The organism is Runella sp. R0.1_18 (assembly GCF_057652155.1).
In genome coordinates, this window is the sequence record NZ_JBYFCK010000002.1 from 409,285 (window position 1) to 429,752 (window position 20,468).

Annotated in this window: 7 protein-coding genes; 4 read left to right on the forward strand and 3 right to left on the reverse strand. The window is 47.0% G+C overall.

What is annotated here, in order from left to right; genetic code table 11:
• Positions 1-4: 4 nt before the first annotated feature.
• From AC23P2_RS04525 to AC23P2_RS04535, 3 genes are all read left to right on the forward strand, one after another.
• Positions 5-13,861 carry an Ig-like domain-containing protein gene (locus AC23P2_RS04525; RefSeq protein ID WP_487772095.1) on the forward strand — a complete coding sequence of 4,619 codons (13,857 nt, stop codon included), beginning with the start codon at positions 5-7 and terminating at the stop codon, positions 13,859-13,861.
• Positions 13,862-13,903: 42 nt separating this feature from the next.
• Positions 13,904-15,277, forward strand: coding sequence for a glutamine synthetase family protein (locus AC23P2_RS04530; RefSeq protein ID WP_487772096.1), 1,374 nt, complete (start codon positions 13,904-13,906; stop codon positions 15,275-15,277).
• Between the two features lie 250 nt (positions 15,278-15,527).
• Positions 15,528-16,205: a superoxide dismutase gene (locus AC23P2_RS04535; RefSeq protein WP_487772097.1), complete on the forward strand. Its 678-nt coding sequence runs from the start codon at positions 15,528-15,530 to the stop codon at positions 16,203-16,205.
• A 77-nt stretch (positions 16,206-16,282) separates the two neighbouring features.
• On the opposite strand, the gene AC23P2_RS04540 is transcribed toward AC23P2_RS04535, so the two are convergent.
• Complete coding sequence (locus tag AC23P2_RS04540) at positions 16,283-16,855, reverse strand: hypothetical protein (RefSeq protein ID WP_487772098.1); 573 nt, start codon at positions 16,853-16,855, stop codon at positions 16,283-16,285.
• 156 nt (positions 16,856-17,011) lie between these two features.
• Here AC23P2_RS04540 and AC23P2_RS04545 point away from each other — a divergent pair, with 156 nt between their 5' ends.
• Positions 17,012-18,169 carry an FG-GAP repeat domain-containing protein gene (locus AC23P2_RS04545; RefSeq protein WP_487772099.1) on the forward strand — a complete coding sequence of 386 codons (1,158 nt, stop codon included), beginning with the start codon at positions 17,012-17,014 and terminating at the stop codon, positions 18,167-18,169.
• A gap of 181 nt (positions 18,170-18,350) precedes the next feature.
• On the opposite strand, the gene AC23P2_RS04550 is transcribed toward AC23P2_RS04545, so the two are convergent.
• Both AC23P2_RS04550 and AC23P2_RS04555 read right to left on the reverse strand, forming a co-directional pair.
• On the reverse strand, positions 18,351-19,490 hold the full coding sequence (locus AC23P2_RS04550) for a glycosyltransferase family 4 protein (RefSeq protein ID WP_487772100.1): 1,140 nt from the start codon (positions 19,488-19,490) through the stop codon (positions 18,351-18,353).
• Complete coding sequence (locus AC23P2_RS04555; RefSeq protein ID WP_487772101.1) at positions 19,468-20,460, reverse strand: SGNH/GDSL hydrolase family protein; 993 nt, start codon at positions 20,458-20,460, stop codon at positions 19,468-19,470. The genes AC23P2_RS04550 and AC23P2_RS04555 overlap by 23 nt, the downstream gene beginning before the upstream one ends.
• Between the last annotated feature and the right edge of the window lie 8 nt (positions 20,461-20,468).

Below are 20,468 nucleotides of genomic sequence, written 5' to 3' on the forward strand. Positions count from 1 at the left end.
GTGAATGTTTCATAGAACCAAAACGTTAGTAACGGCTTTTTCTGTTCTTTCGGCCTTGTTATTGGGCTCGATACGCTACAGTTTTGCCCAAACTTGCACAGGAAGTCTTGGTGACCCAGTGGTAAACATCACATTTGGCACTGGAACAGGCTATACCACCTTGCCAACTTCTGCCACTGGAGCTAGTACTACTTATACTCAGCAAACAAATTCATGCCCTAATGACGGTAACTATACCGTCACGAATAGTACTTTTTCTTGTTTTAGCAATTCTTGGTTTGATGCAGCCGAAGACCACACCCCTGGTGACGTCAACGGTCGGATGGCTATTTACAATGCTTCTTACACAATAGGCGAGTTTTATCGACAAACCATCAGTGGACTTTGCGGAAACACCACTTACGAATTTGCGGGCTGGATCGCCAACTTACTTAGACCATCGGCCTGTAGTGGTGGTGGCATAGACCCCAACCTTACCTTCCGAATTGAGTCCCTTTCGGGGACACTACTCGGCACTTACAGCACAGGAAATATCCCAGAATCGTCTTCACTCACTTGGAAACAGTACGGGTTTGTTTTTACAACTCCTGCCAGCCAAACCCAAGTTGTTTTAAAAATCATTAATAATGCCGCAGGTGGATGTGGAAATGACCTACTTCTTGATGACATTACGTTTCGTCCTTGCGGCCCCACTATTTCTGTATCAGCCAATGTACCTAGTATCTGTGAAGGTGGCAATGTCAGCCTAAGTGGCTCTATTTCACCAGGCTACAACAATCCACAATTTCAGTGGCAACAAAGCAGCGACAATGGAAGCACTTGGACGAATATTACGGGGGCTACTTCGCTCAATACCTCGGTTTCTTCGGCGCCTGCTGGAACAAGATACCGACTACTGGCCGCCGAGCAAGGCAATATTAGCATTGGATATTGCCGCATCGCATCTAATCCAGTTGCGCTAACGGTATATGCTATCCCTAAAGTAACATTACCTACGGCTTCGGGAACACCGCTTCAGTACTGTGCTGGCACTTCTGTTGATTTTACTGATTTTACTTCGACCCCAGCCTCCGCCTTCAGTTGGCAACTCAACAACACCGCCATCGGGCTAAGCTCTGGCAGTGGTACGGGCCAAGTCCCCGTATTTACGGCTACCAATGCCACTAACTCCCCCATTACGGGCACGTTTACCGTTACGGGGTCAGCCAATGGCTGTACAAGTCAAGCACAAACATTTTCGGTTGTTATCAACCCCAAACCTTCAGTCAATTTGGGGGCTGACCAAGCCATTTGCGCGGGCGGTTCAGCTACAATTACGGCCGCGGCCAGCGGAGGAACCCCCAATTACAGTTACAGTTGGAGCAATGGCGCTAACAATAGCGCCAGTCAAACCGTTTCGCCTAGTTCAACGACTATCTATACTGTCACAGTTACCGATACCAAAGGCTGCACAGCTACCGACGACATCAAAATAACGGTAAATGCCCTTCCTAACATTACCAGTCTGACCAAAACGGACGCCATTTGTTTTGGTCAAGCCAACGGAGCCATCACCGTAACTGCCACGGGTGCATCTCCATTACAGTACCAACTCAACAATGGTGCTTTTCAAAGCCAAAACGTTTTCAATGCCGTTGCAGCTGGCACCTATAATGTCACAGTAAAAGACGGAAACGGCTGTACGACTACCAAAAATATCAACGTCAATCAACCCAATCCCATGACCGCGTCTGTGACGGTCAAGAACGTGAGCTGTTTTGACGGGACAGACGGTGCCATCACAGTTGATGTCAACGGCGGGACTTCTCCTTATTCTTATACTTGGTCGGATGGCAGTACGGGAGGCAGTAGCATTGTAGGACGCCCCGCAGGAAACTATACCGTCACCGTTACCGATGGAAAAGGCTGTACGACCACCGCCACAGCTACCATTACCCAGCCTATTCAGATAAGCATTACTGCCAACCTCACCCACGTCACCTGCAACGGAGGCGCGAATGGAAAAGTTGATATAACTGCCACGAGTGTTACCTCCATTAAAAGTTATGAATGGAAAAACAGCGGAGGAACAATCATTGCAACCACAGAAGACGTTGCTAATCTTGCCGCAGGAACATATACCGTGACGGTCACTGATAACGACAACTGTAAGGTTTCAGCAAGTTATACCATTACCCAACCTACTGCCATTTCGGCCACGGCTACGCCTACCATTACAACCTGTTTCGGAGGAAACGATGGAAAAATTAGCATAACTGCCAGTGGCGGAACGGGCAGCTTGGTGTATGCCCTTTGTAGCGGAAGTAACTGTACATCTTTTGGCGCCACCCAAACCAGCAATCAATTTTCTAGCCTCACCGCAGGCACTTACCGCGTACGTGTCACCGATACCAACGGTTGCACTACCACTACCTCCGACGTTGTGGTGGGTCAAGCAGCTCAGCTTACCGCATCAGCTTCCAACACCTCCCCTGCTTGTGTAGGAGGTAGCGTTATTGTGTCAGCGGCCAACGCAGGAGCGGGCGTAAACTACGAGTGGAAAAACGCCAGTGGAGCTATTGTGGCTACTACACAGCAATTTACCCTGTCGAATGTTCAATTGGCGCAGGCAGGTACCTACACGCTTCGCGTATATAATGCCAATAATTGTCAAAATACAACCACTACTTTGGTCAAAGTAAATCCTACACCTGATGTAAGTGCAGGTGCTGACCAAACTATTTGCGAAGGGGCAGCTGTCACATTGAATGCCACGACGGTAGGCGGTACAACACCTTATACCTACAATTGGGACAATGGTTTGGGAACAGGAGCAGCAAAAACGGTTAGCCCTACGACTACCACAAGCTACATTGTCAGCCTAAGCGATGCCAACGGCTGTGCAGACCGCGATACCATCAAAATAACAGTAATTCCTAAACCTCAGCTTTTTACCTTAACCGCTCCCAGTGATTTGACCATTTGTGCGGGAGTAAACGGCATCCCATTGACCCTAAGCGGTTCACAAACGGGTGTATTGTACGAGCTTATTCGCAATACCGTCAATATAGGTCAGGGAAAAATGGGGACGGGTTCGGCCTTGTTAATGGGGAATTATTTTGGAGGAACGTACCAAGTAAAAGCCAGCACAACCACCAACCCAGCGTGCTCGGTGATGATGAATGGCAGTATTACGGTCAACGAACTGCCGCCCATTTCTGGCGAAATACAAGCACTCGATGATACCGTCTGCGTTGGAGAATACATGTTGTACAACGTTATAGCATCAGGAGGTAGCGGCACGGGTTATACTTATACGTGGCAAGACGGCCAAACAGGCAACCCTCGTTCTTTTACCACCAACGATTATTTATTGGTAGAAGTGGTCATCTCCGACAGCCGAGGATGTACCCTCAAACGCGCCGCCGATTTACGCATTGCCCCTCCTATTACGCTCAATCTTTCAGCCACTCCAACGCCCATTTGTGCAGGACAGCCTGTCATGCTTACGGCTAGTGCTACGGGTGGTGCAAGCACACTTACCTACCAGTGGGAAAACGGTAGTACCGCAACGACGCGCACGGTGAATCCTACAACTACTACGACATACAGCATCAAAGTAACAGATAGCCGCGAAGGTTGTGTTGAACAAAAAAACACAACAGTAACGGTTTTCCCGCAACCCCAGCTTTATAACGTCACTGGTGGAGGAGCTTACTGTGCAGGAAGTCCAGGTTTATCTGTTGGTCTGAGTGGTTCAGAAACAGGCTTTTTATACCAACTAAAACGAAATGGACAAAATGTGGGTACTGCGGTTGCAGGTACGGGTACTGCCCTCAATTTTGGCCCACAAACACCTATAGGAACCTATACCGTGGAGGCGAGTTCAACAACCTCTCCCGTTTGTGCTGCTGCCATGAATGGCAATGTCGCTATTTCCATCAAAACCAAACCTGAGATTTCGGCTTCGGTAGCGCCCAATCCCGTTTGCGCAGGCCAATCTGTTAGTTTCACAACAACCCCGACCGTCGCTAACGCTACTTACAATTGGACAGGACCAAACGGTTTTACCCGCACTGATCAAAGCCCAGCCATCGCCAGCACTACCGCTTCAAATACAGGGACTTACACCGTTATTGCTACAACCACCGAAGGTTGTTCTGATACAGCTTCTGTTTCTTTAACGGTAAATCCGTCACCGATAGCCAGTATTACTGGGCCGAGTAACCTTTGTATCAACAACTCAATTACCCTCAATGGCAATCCAAACGGGGGCACCACTCCTTATACACATACGTGGCAAGTTACGTCGGGGGCTAGTTTATTAACCCTGACTAATAATAACAACGGTACGGCCAGCATTACCCCAACTGGCACAGGTGTGGCTACGATCTCTTACCGAGTCACCGACGCAAATGGTTGTCAGTCACCCGCTGTTACCTATAGTTTAGGAATCAATGCCGCGCTACCCACGGCCACCGTGTCGGCAGGAGCACCTGCTAACTTTACCTCTTTGGTAGGGGTACGTTACCGTGCATTCAATCGCCCGTCAGAAAGTGAGCTTTATCTTGGAGTTCCTGACTTGGGTATTGCTCCCCCTCGTCGTTTGCAAGCTGATGCCACTTGGCGTCCAGGCAACAACGACGTTACTTTTGAGTATGACCCCGCTACCGACGTGCTGAAAGCCACTGTCATCAACAGTGCAGGGACATTTACACTTACGTACCCCAACGTAGCAGCGGCTATAAATACTTATCGTTCGGGACAAAATAGCTGTGCCATGAACGTCATGCAGTTGGTGGTAGGTAGTCAAAATGAACCTACAGGAAGTGTAGCTTTAACCAACGTCGTCGTAAACGGAAATGCCATTGGCAACTTTAGTGGCGCAGGTCTTACCAGTTGGACCATCAGAAACGTGGACTTTGGTATGGGTTTCAAACTTTCAGGAACCGTTGTGCTCACAGGCACCCAACCAACTTCAGCAGAAAGCAACAAAGTAGAGATTTTGGTAGGCAATGATCAAACACCTTTGGTCTTTGGGTGTATGTCGGCCAACGAAGTTTGTGAAGGACAAAAAAGCACCGTTGCTTTCTCTGGATTACGTCCAAATACTACCTTTAATTTAAAATATTCGATTGGCACAGCCAATAACCTAACCGCTTCCGTTACTACCGATGCCCAAGGCAATGCCTCATTCCAAACGGCGGCCTTGACATTAAGCCAGAACGGAGCCACGCTACGCATCGACAGCGTTCAACGGGCAGTAAGTAGCGCTTGTTTTCTTCCCATTACCTCCAACAATACCACGGTACTGACAGTCAATCCCAATCCTGTTGTTTCCATCACTACAACTGACAATTCGGGCATTGCCAACAATGACGCTATTCTTTGCGAAGGAGCTTCAACGACCCTAACTGCCTCAGGCGGCGGAACGTACCTCTGGAATACGGGTGCTTCTACTTCGTCTATTACCGTTTCTCCTGCCACCTCGACCAGTTATTCAGTAACAGTTACGAGTGACAAAGGCTGTCAAACGGTCAAAAATCAACTCATTACGGTTTACCCCAAACCCCAACCAACAGCAGTCAACAGTGGGCCAGTTTGTACAGGTGAAAAAATTACGTTTAACGCTTCAGGCGGAACTACTTACGAATGGACATATGCTGCCAATAGCCTTGTTTCTACGGCCGCGAGTTTTTCTTTTGACCCTGCTACCCTTGCTCAATCGGGTGTTTATACGGTCAAAGTCACCGACGTAAACGGCTGTGTACAAACCACTACCACGGAGGCTATCATCAAAGACCGCCCCATTGCACAAGCCACCTCTAATAGTCCAAAATGTGCTGGACAAACCCTGATGCTCTCTGCTGCTGATGCAGGGGTAGGCGCTACATACGCTTGGTCGGGGCCCAATGGTTTCAGTCGAGCCAATGAGCAAAATCCGATTATCACGCTTGCACAACCTCAAAACAGCGGCACGTACCTGTTGACCGTCACCCGTAACGGTTGCAGTAGTACAACCACCGTAGATGTGACGATTTATGAAAACCCCGTTGCCAATGCCCTCACTAACAGCCCTGTTTGCGAAGACAGTCCGCTTAACTTTACTGCTCAAAATGCGGGAACGGGGGCTCAGTATCAATGGAGAAATTCGGCAGGAACGGTTCTAAGCACTTCTGCCTCATTTAGCATTGCCAAAGCAGCCCTCACTGATGCAGGGAAGTATTTTTTAACCGTCACAAAAAATAATTGCGTAAGTGGCGATACGGTAGAAGTAATCGTAAAGCCATTGCCCAATGTAACTATACAAGCCAATACACCGCTTTGTTCGGGGCAAACGCTACAGTTTACGTCGGTGACAAGTCCAGCGGCGACCAAGTATGAATGGGCGGGGCCAAATAGCTTTACTTCTCCCGACCAACATCCCAAAATCGAAAACGTCACCACAAATGCAACGGGCATCTATGAAGTCATTGCTAGTTTGAATGGTTGCCGTGATACTTCCCGTATCAGCGTGACTGTCAACCCAACCCCAATTGCTGTTGCGTCGGCGTCGTTGCCTGTTTGTGAAGGTGGCACAATCACACTTACTGCTGCCAATGCAGGAAGCCTAGCTCAGTACGAATGGACAAATGCCGCAGGTACTGTGGTAAGTAGTAGTTCTTCATTTGCTTTGAACAACGTTGGCGTAGCCGATGCGGGGGTGTATCGCCTCAAAGTAACGTTAGGAGCGTGTACCAACGAAGACACTGCGGTAGTCGTTATTTACCCTAAACCAAAACTTACGATTGTAGGGACATCTTGTGCTCCTAATCTAAAGTCATATCGCGTTGATGTCACGGTTGAAGGTGGAATTTTAGCTTCGTCGGCGGGAATCATTACGCCTACGGGAGCAAACGCCTATACCATTTCAAACGTACTTCCGTCGGTCAACCCACTTTCGGTAAGTGTGACATCTGACAAAGGTTGTTCGGTATCTCAAAATGTCACAGCGCCCGATTGTTCTTGCCCCATAGTCAATGCTCCAAGCAGCGGAGGAAATAAGAAAATTTGCCAAGACGAAACCATACCGACACTTTCGGCCAACGTTGGTTCTAATGAAACCGTTGATTGGTACGAAACATCTACAGGTGGGACGCCCATCGTTCAGGGAAGTGAAACCTTTACCCCAACGAGCGCAGGCATTTATTACGCCCAAACCCGCAACCTCATTCACGATTGCGTGAGCAGTACCCGTACACCTGTATCACTCACCATTGTACCACTGCCAAAACTGGTGATTGACTCGACAGTTTGCAGTACGGATTTATCTAACTTTGTGGTATGGTTAACCACTGAGCTTTCGGGCGTAACCGTCTCCTCATCCGAAGGTACAGCCGTTAATTTTACCAATGGCCGCTACGAAATCATTGGCGCTAGTCCGTTCGGAACTCCCAACATTACCATTACTGTAACCAATGTGGACGGTTGCAAAACACAGGTAATTCTCAAAAAACCTGATTGCCTCTGCCCCGACCTGGATGCCCCTGTCAATGCTGGCGACAAAGAAGTATGTTTTGAACAAGCAAACCCTTCGCTCGAAGCCACCGTCAATGCCAACGAAACCGTCGATTGGTACGATGCACCGACGGGCGGCAACAAATTAGCGACAGGCATACTCCAGTACACACCTACCCAAATAGCCGTGGGTACACATACTTTTTATGCCGAAACCCGCCGTACTGATATTACGGTTCGTACCTGTGTTAGCAACTCCCGCACGGCCATTAAATTAACCATCAAAGCACTACCTATTGTAGCTGCTACCTCTAACAGCGCGGTTTGTGAGGGGTCAGATTTACAACTCACAACCGCCGCCAACGCCAATACGACTTACCTTTGGAGTGGGCCAAACGGTTTCGGTGCTTCTACCCGCAGTCCATTGCGTACCAATGCCCAACCTAGCATGTCAGGCAAATACATCGTGACAGTTACGGCCGATGGTTGCACGGTTCAGGATAGCACCACCGTCCTTGTAAAGCCCTTGCCAATAGCCAACACTACGGGGGTCATTGTCTGTGAAAGTAGCCCATTTGTTTTAAGAACGCCCACGGTACTTGGCGCTACATACGAATGGCTTAGCCCTACCAACCAAGTGGTTTCAATTGATTCTTTGTACTCGGTAACACAGGCATCTCTAAGCCAAACGGGGACGTATCGGGTGAAAGTAACTTTGGACGGCTGCGTTCAGCAAGATACAGCCCTGGTTTCGGTCACGCCTTTGCCATTGACCCAAGCCCTTTCTAACGCTCCCATTTGTGCAGGAGATACGCTATTTTTATCCGCTGCAAATGCAGGTTCGGGTGCTACCTACGCATGGAACAAGGTGGCTACTGGCACTGTTGTAGGCAATCAACGTTTATTCAATATCCCCAATGCCCAACCAAACGATTCGGGCAAATACGTACTTACGGTGCGTCAGAATGGTTGTGAAAACAAAGACACCATTGATGTACTTGTCAAACCATTACCCACCTTTGCTATCAGCAGCAATAGCCCCATTTGCCACAGCGATACCATCAAGTTGTTTACCAACACCCCACCAATCGGCGCAACCTTTGAGTGGTCTGGCCCCAACGAGTATGTGAGTTTTCAACAAAACCCAATCATTACTCCTGCCCGCCCTAGTTTAAGTGGTTTGTACCAAGTCACAGTGAAAGTTAACGGTTGCGTTAAAACCGACACCTTGACCTACACCGTTTTCCCACTTCCTGTGGCCAATGCCATCAGCAACAGCCCTATTTGCGAAAACGATACCCTTCGCCTTACGGCTCAAAACGCAGGAATCGGCGCTACCTATGAATGGCGAAAATTGGGTGGTAATGTCATCGGTACCCAAGCCACTTTTACCCAACCCCTTGCTCAACTTGCTGACGCTGGAAAATACTTACTCAAAGTAAGTCTCAACGGCTGTGTTAATTATGATACAATAGATGTTTTGGTAAAAAAACGCCCCGTTTTTACCCTCAGTAGCAATTCCCCCATTTGCGAAGGTGATAGCCTTCGACTATTTGTTCAGGGTGCACCGCAAGGCACCACCTTTGCTTGGTCAGGACCCAAACAGTTTTTAGCGATTGACTCGGCAGTGGTTCGTCCAAATGCTAGTCTCGACATGAGTGGGGTGTATTTGATGACAACAACCCTCGGCAGTTGTAGCGTCACTGACTCGATTCGAGTTACCGTTAAAGCCCGCCCATCGGTTAAAGCCCTCTCAAATAGCCCCGTTTGTGAAGGACAGCAATTGCAGTTGACCACAACCGCCGTCAACAATGCCTCCTATGCTTGGCAAGACCCTAATGGCGTAATGATTGGTACGGCACCACAAGTAGCCATCAACGGAATGCAGCCCCAACAAAGTGGGAAATATACAGTAATAGTTACGTTGGATGGCTGTGTAGCCAATGATACCGTAGCTGTGACGATTAAACCTAAACCCACATTTACGGTCGATTCGGTTGTTTGTTCGCCATCATTGAAAGTTTATACGATTTACGGAAAAACAAACGGAACTGTTGCTAGTCCATCGGGAACGTTATTACAGTTAAGTGATGGGCATTTTACCATCAGCGAGCTTTCCGTAGGCACCAACACTTCGTTAATCTTTAGCAAAAATAGCTGCGACACCACGTTTACCGTTTCATCACCCGTTTGCCCTTGTCCCAACGTCGCGATTACAATTACCCCTATTAGCCAGACGATTTGTAGTGGAGATACGCTTCAAACCATTCATGCACTTGTGAGTGAGGGCGTCACAGCCGATTGGTACGATGCCCCTACGGGAGGAAATTTAATTGCTTCTGGAACACTTACCTTTAAGCCTTCCATGGCGGGTAAAATCTATGCCGAAGCTCGCGCCGAAATATCTGGCTGTTTAAGCAACTCACGGGACTCGGCTGAAGTGATTATTCACCCAACTCCTTCTTTTACAGCCCAGACAATTTCAACTTCATGCGATGGCTTGGCTGCGCGCAAAGACGGACAATTGATTATCAAAGAGATTACCAACGGACTCCGTTATGATTTTTCGGTCGGAAGCACCTATACTGGGAATAAAACTTTTGCTACTGCTCAAGCAATACCTACGGATGGGGTCTTGGCAGACACATTGTCTAACCCAATGACTCCGCGCACTTACACAGTTCGGGTTTTTGACGCGACAGGATGCTACGCCGACCGAGTAGCTACTTTAGCCCGGCGCGACTGCGTGTGCCCTGCGCCTCCGTTTGTTGTTCCTGAAAGCCAAAGCATTTGTGAAAATGATACATTACGCACCATTCGTGGTTTTGTAGAACCAGGAGTTACCGTTGATTGGTACGACGAGCAAGGTAATTTACTCAAAAAAGGGTCTATTTTCTTTACCCCTACCAAAGCAGGAATTTATTACGCCGAAGCACGTGATACTTTATCGGGTTGCAAAGGTTTGGGACGAGTTCCTTCGTATGCTTTTATCAATCCAATGCCGTCGTTTGACTTGGTAGTCTCGCGAGGTACTTGCGACGGAACTGATGTACGCCCCGACGCTAAAATCACCATCGTTGACGTAAAAAATGGCAAACGCTACGATTATACCAAAGGTACGGTGTATGCTGGTAATAAAACTTACGATAACGCAACGGACATTCCTGCCGACGGAATTGCGTTAAAAAACCTAGCCAATCCGCCTGCCACCGAATTTTACAGCTTCCGAGTTTTCGATAGTACAGGCTGCTACACCGACTCAACCGTGGCCTTCGAGCCGCGTATTTGTGAGTGCCCCAAACCACCATTTGTCGTTCCCGAAAGTCAAGCTGTTTGTGAAGGAGATACGCTGCGAACGGTACAAGGCTTTGTCGATTCTGGCGTTACTGTCGATTGGTACGATGCACCAACGGGTGGTAACCTTCTCTTGCGTGGTTCGATTTTCTTCAAGCCTACACAGTCAGGTATTTATTATGCCGAAGCCCGCGATACACTCACCAACTGCAAAGGTTTGGTACGCGCCCCGTCGTATGCTTTTGTCAATGAATTACCGTCATTTGACCTTGATGCGCAGAAAGCCTCTTGTGAAGATTTTGTTGCACAAAATGATGCCAAAATAGTACTCAAAAATCTCGCAAATGGCAGTCGTTTCGATTTTTCAGTAGGATCGGTTTACGTTGGCAAACGTACTTACGATGATGCGTTCGACATCCCCGCCGACAGTATTCTTGTTCAGAATATTGCCAATCCTGCCACTTCTCAAACCTTTACGATTCGTATTTTTGGTGAACCGAATTGCTTTACTGACAAAACTGTAACCATTGCTCGCACCGATTGTGGTTGCAATCCTCCATCATTTGACTTAGTGGTCACTCGTGGTACTTGTGATGGAACCGATGTGCGCCCCGATGCCAAAATCACCATCGTCGATGTAAAACGGGCTAAACGTTACGATTTCGCCAAAGCAAAAACATATACTGGTAACAAAACTTACGACAACGCTACCGACATTCCTGCCGACGGAATTGCGTTAAAAAATCTAGCCAATCCGTCCGCTACAGAATTTTATACTTTTCGGGTATTTGACAGTACTGGTTGCTACACCGACTCCACCGTCGCTTTTGAACCACGCATTTGTGAGTGCCCAAAACCCGTCTTCGTTGTCCCTGAAAGCCAAGCTGTGTGCGAAGGTGATACCCTCAGAACTGTCAAAGGTTTTGTCGATACGGGCGTCACTGTCGATTGGTACGATGCCCCAACGGGTGGAAATCTCCTCTTGAGAGGTTCGATTTTGTTCAAACCTACCCAAGCTGGTATTTACTACGCCGAAGCTCGCGATACGCTCACCAACTGTAAATCAACTTCTCGCGCGCCGTCGTATGCTTTTATTAATGATTTGCCATCGTTCGACCTGGTGGTCACTCGTGGTACTTGTGATGGAACCGATGTCCGCCCCGATGCCAAAATCACCATCCTCGATGTAAAAAATGGCAAACGTTACGATTTCGCCAAAGCAAAAACATATACTGGTAACAAAACTTACGACAACGCTACCGACATTCCTGCCAACGGAATTGCGTTAAAAAATCTGGCCAATCCGTCCGCTACAGAATTTTATACTTTTCGGGTATTTGACAGCACAGGTTGCTATACCGACTCCACCGTCGCTTTTGAACCACGCATTTGTGAATGCCCTAAACCTGTCTTCGTTGTCCCTGAAAGCCAAGCCGTGTGCGAAGGTGATACCCTCAGAACTGTCACAGGGTTCGTCGATTCGGGCGTCACTGTCGATTGGTACGATGCCCCAACGGGTGGAAATCTCCTCTTGAGAGGTTCAATCTTGTTCAAACCTACCCAAGCTGGTATCTACTACGCCGAAGCTCGCGATACACTCACCAACTGTAAATCAACTTCTCGCGCGCCGTCGTATGCCTTTATTAATGAATTGCCTTCATTCGACCTGGTCGTCACTCGTGGTACTTGTGATGGAACCGATGTGCGCCCCGACGCCAAAATCACCATCGTCGATGTAAAACGGGCTAAACGTTACGATTTCACCAAAGCAAAAACTTATACAGGTAACAAAACTTACGACAACGCTACCGACATTCCTGCTGACGGAATTGCGTTAAAAAATCTAGCCAATCCGTCCGCTACAGAATTTTATACTTTTCGGGTATTTGACGGCACAGGTTGCTACACCGACTCCACCGTCGCTTTTGAACCGCGCATTTGCGAATGTCCAAAACCCGTCTTCGTTGTCCCTGAAAGCCAAGCCGTGTGCGAAGGCGATACCCTCAGAACCGTCAAAGGGTTCGTCGATTCGGGCGTCACTGTCGATTGGTACGATGCCCCAACGGGTGGAAATCTCCTCTTGAGAGGTTCAATCTTGTTCAAACCTACCCAAGCTGGTATCTACTACGCCGAAGCTCGCGATACACTCACCAACTGTAAGTCAACTTCTCGCGCGCCGTCGTATGCTTTTATTAATGAATTGCCATCGTTTCAGGTGACAACCAATCGCTCGACTTGTAGCAATTCAGCGGCTCAAAACAATGGTAAAATTTCAATGACTCGTCTCAAAAATGGGACAAAGTATGATTTCTCCGTAGGTACCTCTTACACAGGCAACAGAACCTTTGACACCGCTCTTGATATTCCTAGGGATAGTATTTTGGTTCGTGATATTCCTAATCCAGTTTCGTCCCAAAGCTATACCATCCGTATTTTTGGAGAACCTAATTGCTTTACCGATACAACCGTTACTATCACAAACGTAGATTGCAACTGTAATCCTTCTGCTGTTTCAGTGGTGCCGTCCAGCTTTACGATTTGCGAAGGCGAGCCTTTCCCAATTTTAGTGGGTGCCGTCGGGACAGACATAACCGTCGATTGGTACGACAAAGATGGCAACTTACTTAAAGCCAATTCACTTACGTACCAGCCTAATTTCTTTGGGGAGTTTTATGCCGAAGGGCGCTCGCTTGTAGTGGCAGGCTGCGTGAGTAGCACTCGTACCAAAGCCGTGGGGACGAAAATCGGGCAACCGACTTTTACCTTGACTACGCGCCCTGCTACTTGTATTGGCGATACGGTTCTGAGCGATGGGCAAATTATAATTGAAAACCTAAAAGACGGCGAGCGGTTCGATTATTCGCTAGGAACATCCTACCGAGGTGGAGCAACGTACGAAACGGCGCAACCGCTTCCTACTGACGGAATTATAGGCGCGCTATCCAATGTTAACCAATACTATACCGTTAGAATTTTTAATCGTTGCGGGCTTTTCTACGACGTCACCATCCAAACTACGCACAACGATTGTAGTTGTGACAAACAAAATTGTTTGCCTCTTCAAATGAAAATGAAGAAAAAAGGGAAATAACCTTTTGAGGTTTTTGCCTAACTTGGGGCAAAAAATAACACCATGTCTAAACCTAAGGGCCTTTTAACCATCGAACAGCTACGAGACGCTGTCCAACAACAAACTATTGAAACCATTATTGTTGCTTTTACCGACCACTACGGACGCCTCGTCGGGAAGCGGTTTGATGCCGAATATTTCGTCAACGACGTTTTTGAAAGCGGAACACACGGATGTAATTATCTCCTCACGACCGATATGGCCATGGAGCCCGTTCCAGGGTATTCTTTCGCCAACTGGGAATTGGGTTACGGCGATTTCCATTTGGTTCCTGATTTGTCCACCCTTCGGATTGCTGCTTGGCTCGACCGCACGGCAATGGTTATTTGTGACGTCAAAAATGAGAAAACGCACGAATACGTTGATATTGCCCCTCGTTCTATTCTTCGATCTCAACTCGAAAAAGCCAGTGATTATACCGTTTTTGCGGCGTCCGAATTAGAATACTATTTGTTCGAGAACTCCTTCCGCGACGCACATAACCAAGCCTACCACAACCTCAAACCTGTAGGCTGGTACATCGAAGATTATCATATTTTACAAGGCACGCGCACCGAAGCCTTCAATGCCGCTGCACGACGATACTTGAAACAGTCGGGTGTACCCGTTGAAACCTCTAAAGGAGAATGGGGATTGGGACAGCACGAACTCAACGTCCGTTATTCGGATATTTTGGACATGGGCGACCGTCACGTTGTCTATAAACAATGCCTTAAAGAAATTGCCGAAGCCATGGGCTGGAGTGTGACTTTCATGGCCAAATTTGCCGCCGACCGCGCAGGCTCAAGCTGTCACATTCATATCAGTTTATGGCAAGACGGTCAAAACGCTTTTGACGGCGATACCCAACTGGGTCCCGTAAAGGGCTCTGACGTGTTTCGTTGGTTTTTGGGAGGTTGTATCAAATACACCCCTGATGTGATGGTATTCTATGCCCCTACCATCAACTCCTACAAACGCTACGTGGACGGCTCATGGGCACCTACGCGCCTAGCTTGGAGCTATGACAACCGCACGGCGGGCTATCGGGTAGTAGGCCAAGGAAAAAGCTTGCGCATCGAATGTCGCATTCCAGGCGCTGACTGTAATCCTTATTTGGCTTTTGCGGCCTTATTAGCCTCGGGAATGGAAGGCGTCAAAAACAAGATTGAACCACCTGCCCTTTTTGATGGCGACATTTATGCGGCAGCACATTTGCCACGCGTTCCTTATACATTGGCCGAAGCAATCGACATTTTTAGCCATAGCCCTTTTGCCAAAGAAACATTTGGGGAGAGCGTTGTAGAACACTACACCCATTTTTATCGTACAGAGCAAGCAGCTTTTAATTCATCGGTAACTGACTGGGAACGTAAACGGTATTTTGAACAAATTTAGGAGGTAAAGCGGGACAAAAAGATACTATTTTCAAATTTTTTCTTGAAATAGTTCATTTATTAAAATAATCTTGTACCTTTGTAGAAGTTATTCCTAAACCCTTCCAGACATTTATACTTACAAAAGACCTTCTGACTTCGGGCAGAAGGTCTTTTATTTTTGATTAAAAACAACTTTGTTCGCTTTTCTTGCGTTCTATTCTGCGTAATATTGCACCTCATTCACGTTTCAACCATTCTTTTATACCACAATGACAACTAATTTTCTTAGAAACGCACTTGTAGTGGTTCTTACAGCAGGGGCGTTGCAGGCAACCGCCCAATTTACGCAAGCCCCGCTTCCGTACGCTCCCGAAGCACTTGAGCCTAGCATCGACAAAGCAACGATGGAAATTCACTACGGCCGTCACCACAAAGCATACATCACCAACCTCAATACGGCTGTGGCAGGAAAGCCCGAAGAAAAATTGAGCATTGATGCTTTGGTAAAAGGAATTACGAAAGAAACGGCTCCTGCCATCCGCAACAATGGCGGTGGTCACTGGAACCATACGTTCTTCTGGAACATCATGGCGCCAGGCAAAGGTGGCATGCCGTCAGGAGAACTAGCCGCAGCGATTACCAAAGAATTTGGTTCATTTGACGAATTTAAAAACAAATTCAAGGCTGCTGGTGCGGGTCGTTTTGGCTCAGGCTGGGCTTGGTTGATTGTAAAAGACAAAAAACTTGTCATCACTTCTACCCCCAACCAAGACAACCCACTTATGCCCGTAGCTGACGTGCAAGGCGCACCTATTTTGGGGATTGACGTGTGGGAGCACGCTTATTACTTGAAATATCAAAACAAACGTCCTGACTACCTCGATGCGTTTTGGAACGTTGTTAACTGGGACAAAGTAGCCGAGCTTTACGCAGCAGCGTCAAAGTAAGCTCCAAAATAATTTTTGCTCATAAAAAAGGCGGCTCGTTTACGGGCCGCCTTTTTTATGATTCTTCGTTCCAACGATTACAATTTATCGTCGGCTTTCAAGTACGTCTTATTCCCGTTTGAATTGATGTAATATTGACCACCGCGAGGTCCTTGGTAAATGGTACGACCTTTGTCGTCTTTACCCATGGTTTTATCAGCGCCTGCTACCTTCTTGCGCGTGTTTCCATCGGCTTCCTTGCCATCATCGACCTTGGCAGAAGGCTTCACTTTAGCGTCTTTGCTCTTTGGCGCGGCGTTGTCTTTTTTGTCTTCTTTTTTGTCAGCCTTATCTTCTTTCTTGTCTTTCTTATCCTCCTTCTTGTCCTTCTTATCTTCTTTTTTGTCAGCCTTGTCTTCTAACTTGTCTTTTTTCCCCTTGTCAGTTTTGGCATCTTTCTTGTCCTCTTTTTTATCTTTCTTGTCTTCCTTCTTGTCTTTTTTATCTTCTTTCTTATCCTTCTTGTCCTCCTTTTTGTCTTTTTTATCTTCGGCTTTGTCTTTCGCTTTTTCTTTCTTTTCCTTTTTCGGTTTTGTTTCAGTTTGTGCTACGCTATCTAGCGTTACGCCAAAGCATAAAAGGGTGATTAACAGGGCGAGTAACTTTTTCATTTTGTGTAAGATTGAGTTTAAATAGTGGTTTTATTGGTTTGGTCAAATGTATTGCAATTTTTCACAATTTAAGAAAAGATTGTGCTTTTTAATTGCTTTTTAAATCATTAGACGCCCGCGCGTTTCTCATCGTCACACTTTCAAATTTCTATGCCAATGAAAAAGCTGCTTTTTGTACTTATCCAACTATCCACGGCCTCCCTTTTTGCACAATCCCCTGCCCCTAACTTTAAAATACAAGTCATTGATAATCAAATCAGTATTGGTTATGGACTAGCCATTGGCGATGTAGATGGCGACCAACGAAAAGATATTTTACTCGCCGACCAAAAAGAGATTGTTTGGTATAGAAATGGCGATTGGAAACGCTTTGTCATGGCAGCCAATCTTACTCCTAAAGACAATGTTTGTATCGCCGCCCGCGACATCGACGGCGACGGTCGTGTAGAGGTAGCCGTAGGGGCAATGTGGAACCCCGCCGAAACCAAGGACATCACGCAATCGGGAGCAGTTTTTTATTTGATTCGCCCCAAAGACCCTACGCAATTGTGGGAACCCGTACGCCTTCACCACGAAATCACTACCCACCGAATGCGTTGGGCAAAAGTTGATAAAAATAAGTACCAACTCATTGTCGCGCCGCTTCACGGACTAGGAAATTCCAATGGTGAAGGAGTGGGCGTAAAACTATTGGCGTACGATGTTCCTAAAAATCCAAAACAAGCTTGGCCTTATCACCTGATTGATTCCACGCTGCACATTACGCACAATTTTGAAATTTGGGAAGACCAAAACGCAACCCGCCTTCTCATAGGCAGCAAAGAAGGAGGCAAAGTAGTAAGTTATCAAAAAGGACAGTGGATGCCCACGCAGCAATGGATAGGTGAAGGAACGGGTGTGGGTGAAGTTCGTCGCGGATATTTGCCCAACAAAAAGCCTTTTGTGGCCGCCATTAGTCCTTGGCATGGCAATCAGCTTTTGGTCTTGGATCCTCAAACCAACACCAAAAAAGTGCTAACCACTCGGCTCAACCAAGGCCACGCCCTAGTTTGTGAAGATTTTCTGGGAACGGGTTCTTCACAAATCGCGGTAGGATGGCGCAATCCGAACGCCGATAAGAAAGTAGGAGTGCGGTTGTTTATTCCTAAAGATGGCGAAAATTGGGAAGAGTTTACGTTGGACGAAAGTGTAATGATGGCCTGCGAAGATTTACAAGCCGCCGACCTCGACAATGACGGCGATTTAGACCTGATTGCGTCGGGTCGTTCTACGCTCAACGTCTTGGTATATTGGAATCAACGCATTTCAAAATAGTCAATTTAGACCTTCCAAGTTTTTACTTCGTAGATAACCAAACTTGGAAGGTCTCACCCAGTGAACAATTTAGACCTTCCAAGTTTTTTACTTCGTAGATAACTAAACTTGGAAGGTCTCACCCAATTGCCAATTCAGACCTTCCAAGTTTTTACTTCATAGCTAATCAAACTTGGAAGGTCTAGTGTCCCAAGTTTTTTATTCCTCGAAGCATTTCATGGGCAACTTTTTGGGGTTCAAAATCAGCTACTATTTGCCTTGATTTTTCTCCCATTTGAGTCAAATTGTCAACATTATCCACAAAAAGGCGTAACTTATTCACAAAATCAGACAACAGATGTGGGTTAAATACCCAACCATTTTCGCCCACTTGAACCAAATCGTCCACACAACCCGAAGGCTCCGACACCAATACAGGCAGGCCGCATATCATGGCTTCATTGACGACCAGCCCCCAAGGCTCCGACTCGCTTGGCAGCACCAGCACATCGGCCAAGGCTAGGTATTCGGCTACTTCGTACCAAGGTACGCCCGCCTCAAATCGAACGTTGGAAATTGTCGCGGCCATCGTTTGTAGTTCAACTTTTTGTTCCCCTTCTCCCAACAGAACCAGTCCCCAGTCAGGCGCGTTTTTCTGTACTTCGGCAAAAGCTTGCAGCAGCAGTGGTAGGTTTTTGGGCGGAATCAATCGACCCACAAAAATGAAGTTATAGGATGCCCAATTTCGAGCGCTTTTACGGCTTTCTCGTTGGGCAAAAGCTCGGTGATAATGTTCTAAAATGACGTCATTGTCCACAATAGCAGCTCTTTGCGTCACTATTTGAGCAGATTTTACGCCCAATTTTTCCAAGTACGCGGCTGAAGATTTCCCAAAACAGAAAAAGACATCGGCTTGACTCAACAAAAACTGCTTAAATCGCTCTTTGAGTCCCATCCGAACGTGGTCGCGAACATTCGATTCATTGGAAATCACCACTTTAATACCCCGCAGTTTGGCATAAAAAAGCAACACCCACTGCGCAGGATCATACCAACCTGTGAGGTTCAGCACATCAGGACGATAAGCATGAACTTTTGCCAGTAGGGCTTTGGTTCGAGCCCAAAGGCTCACTTGGTCGAGGGATGTTTTAAAAAGTACTTCGTAGTCGTAATCGTACCGAAAAGCCTCTGCCTCGCCCATATTGGCCCGACTTTTTTCAGAAAGTGCAATTTGCACCACCTTAATTTCAAGCCCATACTGGGGAGCAAAACGGTGTAATTCACTGAATAACTTGGACTTGTAGTGTGCCCAAAGTTGGTTATGGACGATGAGAACGCGCATGTTGGGCAAAATAAGCGTCGAGGTATTGTTTCAAAACAGGGTACAAATGTTTCGCCATAAACGCTTGTCCCTTAGCATTATAGTGAATACTGTCAAAATCAGGATTACGGAAAAGGTCTTTGGGCGGATGCAATTTAAGTTCATCAATCACAGGAATGTGATTTTTGCGGGCAAAAGCCAAAATTTCCTCTCCTTGACTATCGTAACGATTTTGGGCAATTTCGGGTAGCTCAGGGTGCAAGTACATGAAAAATGGAATCCCCATGGCTTTGGTCGTATCAGCCAATTGTTGGTAACCCGTATTAAAGGTCGTTCCAAATTTATGAATCACGTCGTTGGGCGCGTGTTGGGTAGCAGGCGCTAACCACTCTTTTAACGGAGCTTCGACGTAATGATAAATAAACAACGTGTAAATGTAGCGGTGCCAAAACTCGTACAAGGCCACTTTGTATTGTTTGTCGGGGTAATTCGGATTTTCACCCACCAACTTATGATGGCTCATATTGTCGTAAGCGTCGTGGCTACTTGTCACCAAACCGATAACATCAGCCCCAAAGAAACCTTTCTTTTTCAAAAACGCAAAAGCGTTGTCAGGCCCCCACGAGCCCGCCGAAACGTTCAGCACCCGAACGGGCTGATGGTAGTGTTCTGTAAACTGTTTTTCTAATAGTGTTGAAGCCAAATCATCGTGGCTTGTAGGATTTCCGCCATTGATAACAGAGTCGCCAATCAGCAAAACGACCGTTGTGTCAGTAGGATTTATTGGCTCACTCCGCATCGAAAACTCGTTTGTTTTTACCACGTTTCGGAAACGAAATCGGTACTGATTTGGGGCAAAAACGTACTCAAAATCAGGATCTTCGATGTAAAGTGGTGCATTGCAAAAGCCAAAACCAAAGCGCAAAATCAACTCAGACAGCCCCAACAAAGCCACCAAAATTAATCCATACTTGCGCCAATTTTTCTTCATTGTAGTGT

Coding starts and splice junctions, on each gene's coding strand:
- AC23P2_RS04525 (WP_487772095.1), top strand. CDS start 5: ATGTTTCATAGAACCAAAACGTTAGTAACGGCTTTTTCTGTTCTTTCG.
- AC23P2_RS04535 (WP_487772097.1), top strand. CDS start 15,528: ATGACAACTAATTTTCTTAGAAACGCACTTGTAGTGGTTCTTACAGCA.
- AC23P2_RS04555 (WP_487772101.1), bottom strand. CDS start 20,460: ATGAAGAAAAATTGGCGCAAGTATGGATTAATTTTGGTGGCTTTGTTG.
- AC23P2_RS04545 (WP_487772099.1), top strand. CDS start 17,012: ATGAAAAAGCTGCTTTTTGTACTTATCCAACTATCCACGGCCTCCCTT.
- AC23P2_RS04530 (WP_487772096.1), top strand. CDS start 13,904: ATGTCTAAACCTAAGGGCCTTTTAACCATCGAACAGCTACGAGACGCT.
- AC23P2_RS04540 (WP_487772098.1), bottom strand. CDS start 16,855: ATGAAAAAGTTACTCGCCCTGTTAATCACCCTTTTATGCTTTGGCGTA.
- AC23P2_RS04550 (WP_487772100.1), bottom strand. CDS start 19,490: ATGCGCGTTCTCATCGTCCATAACCAACTTTGGGCACACTACAAGTCC.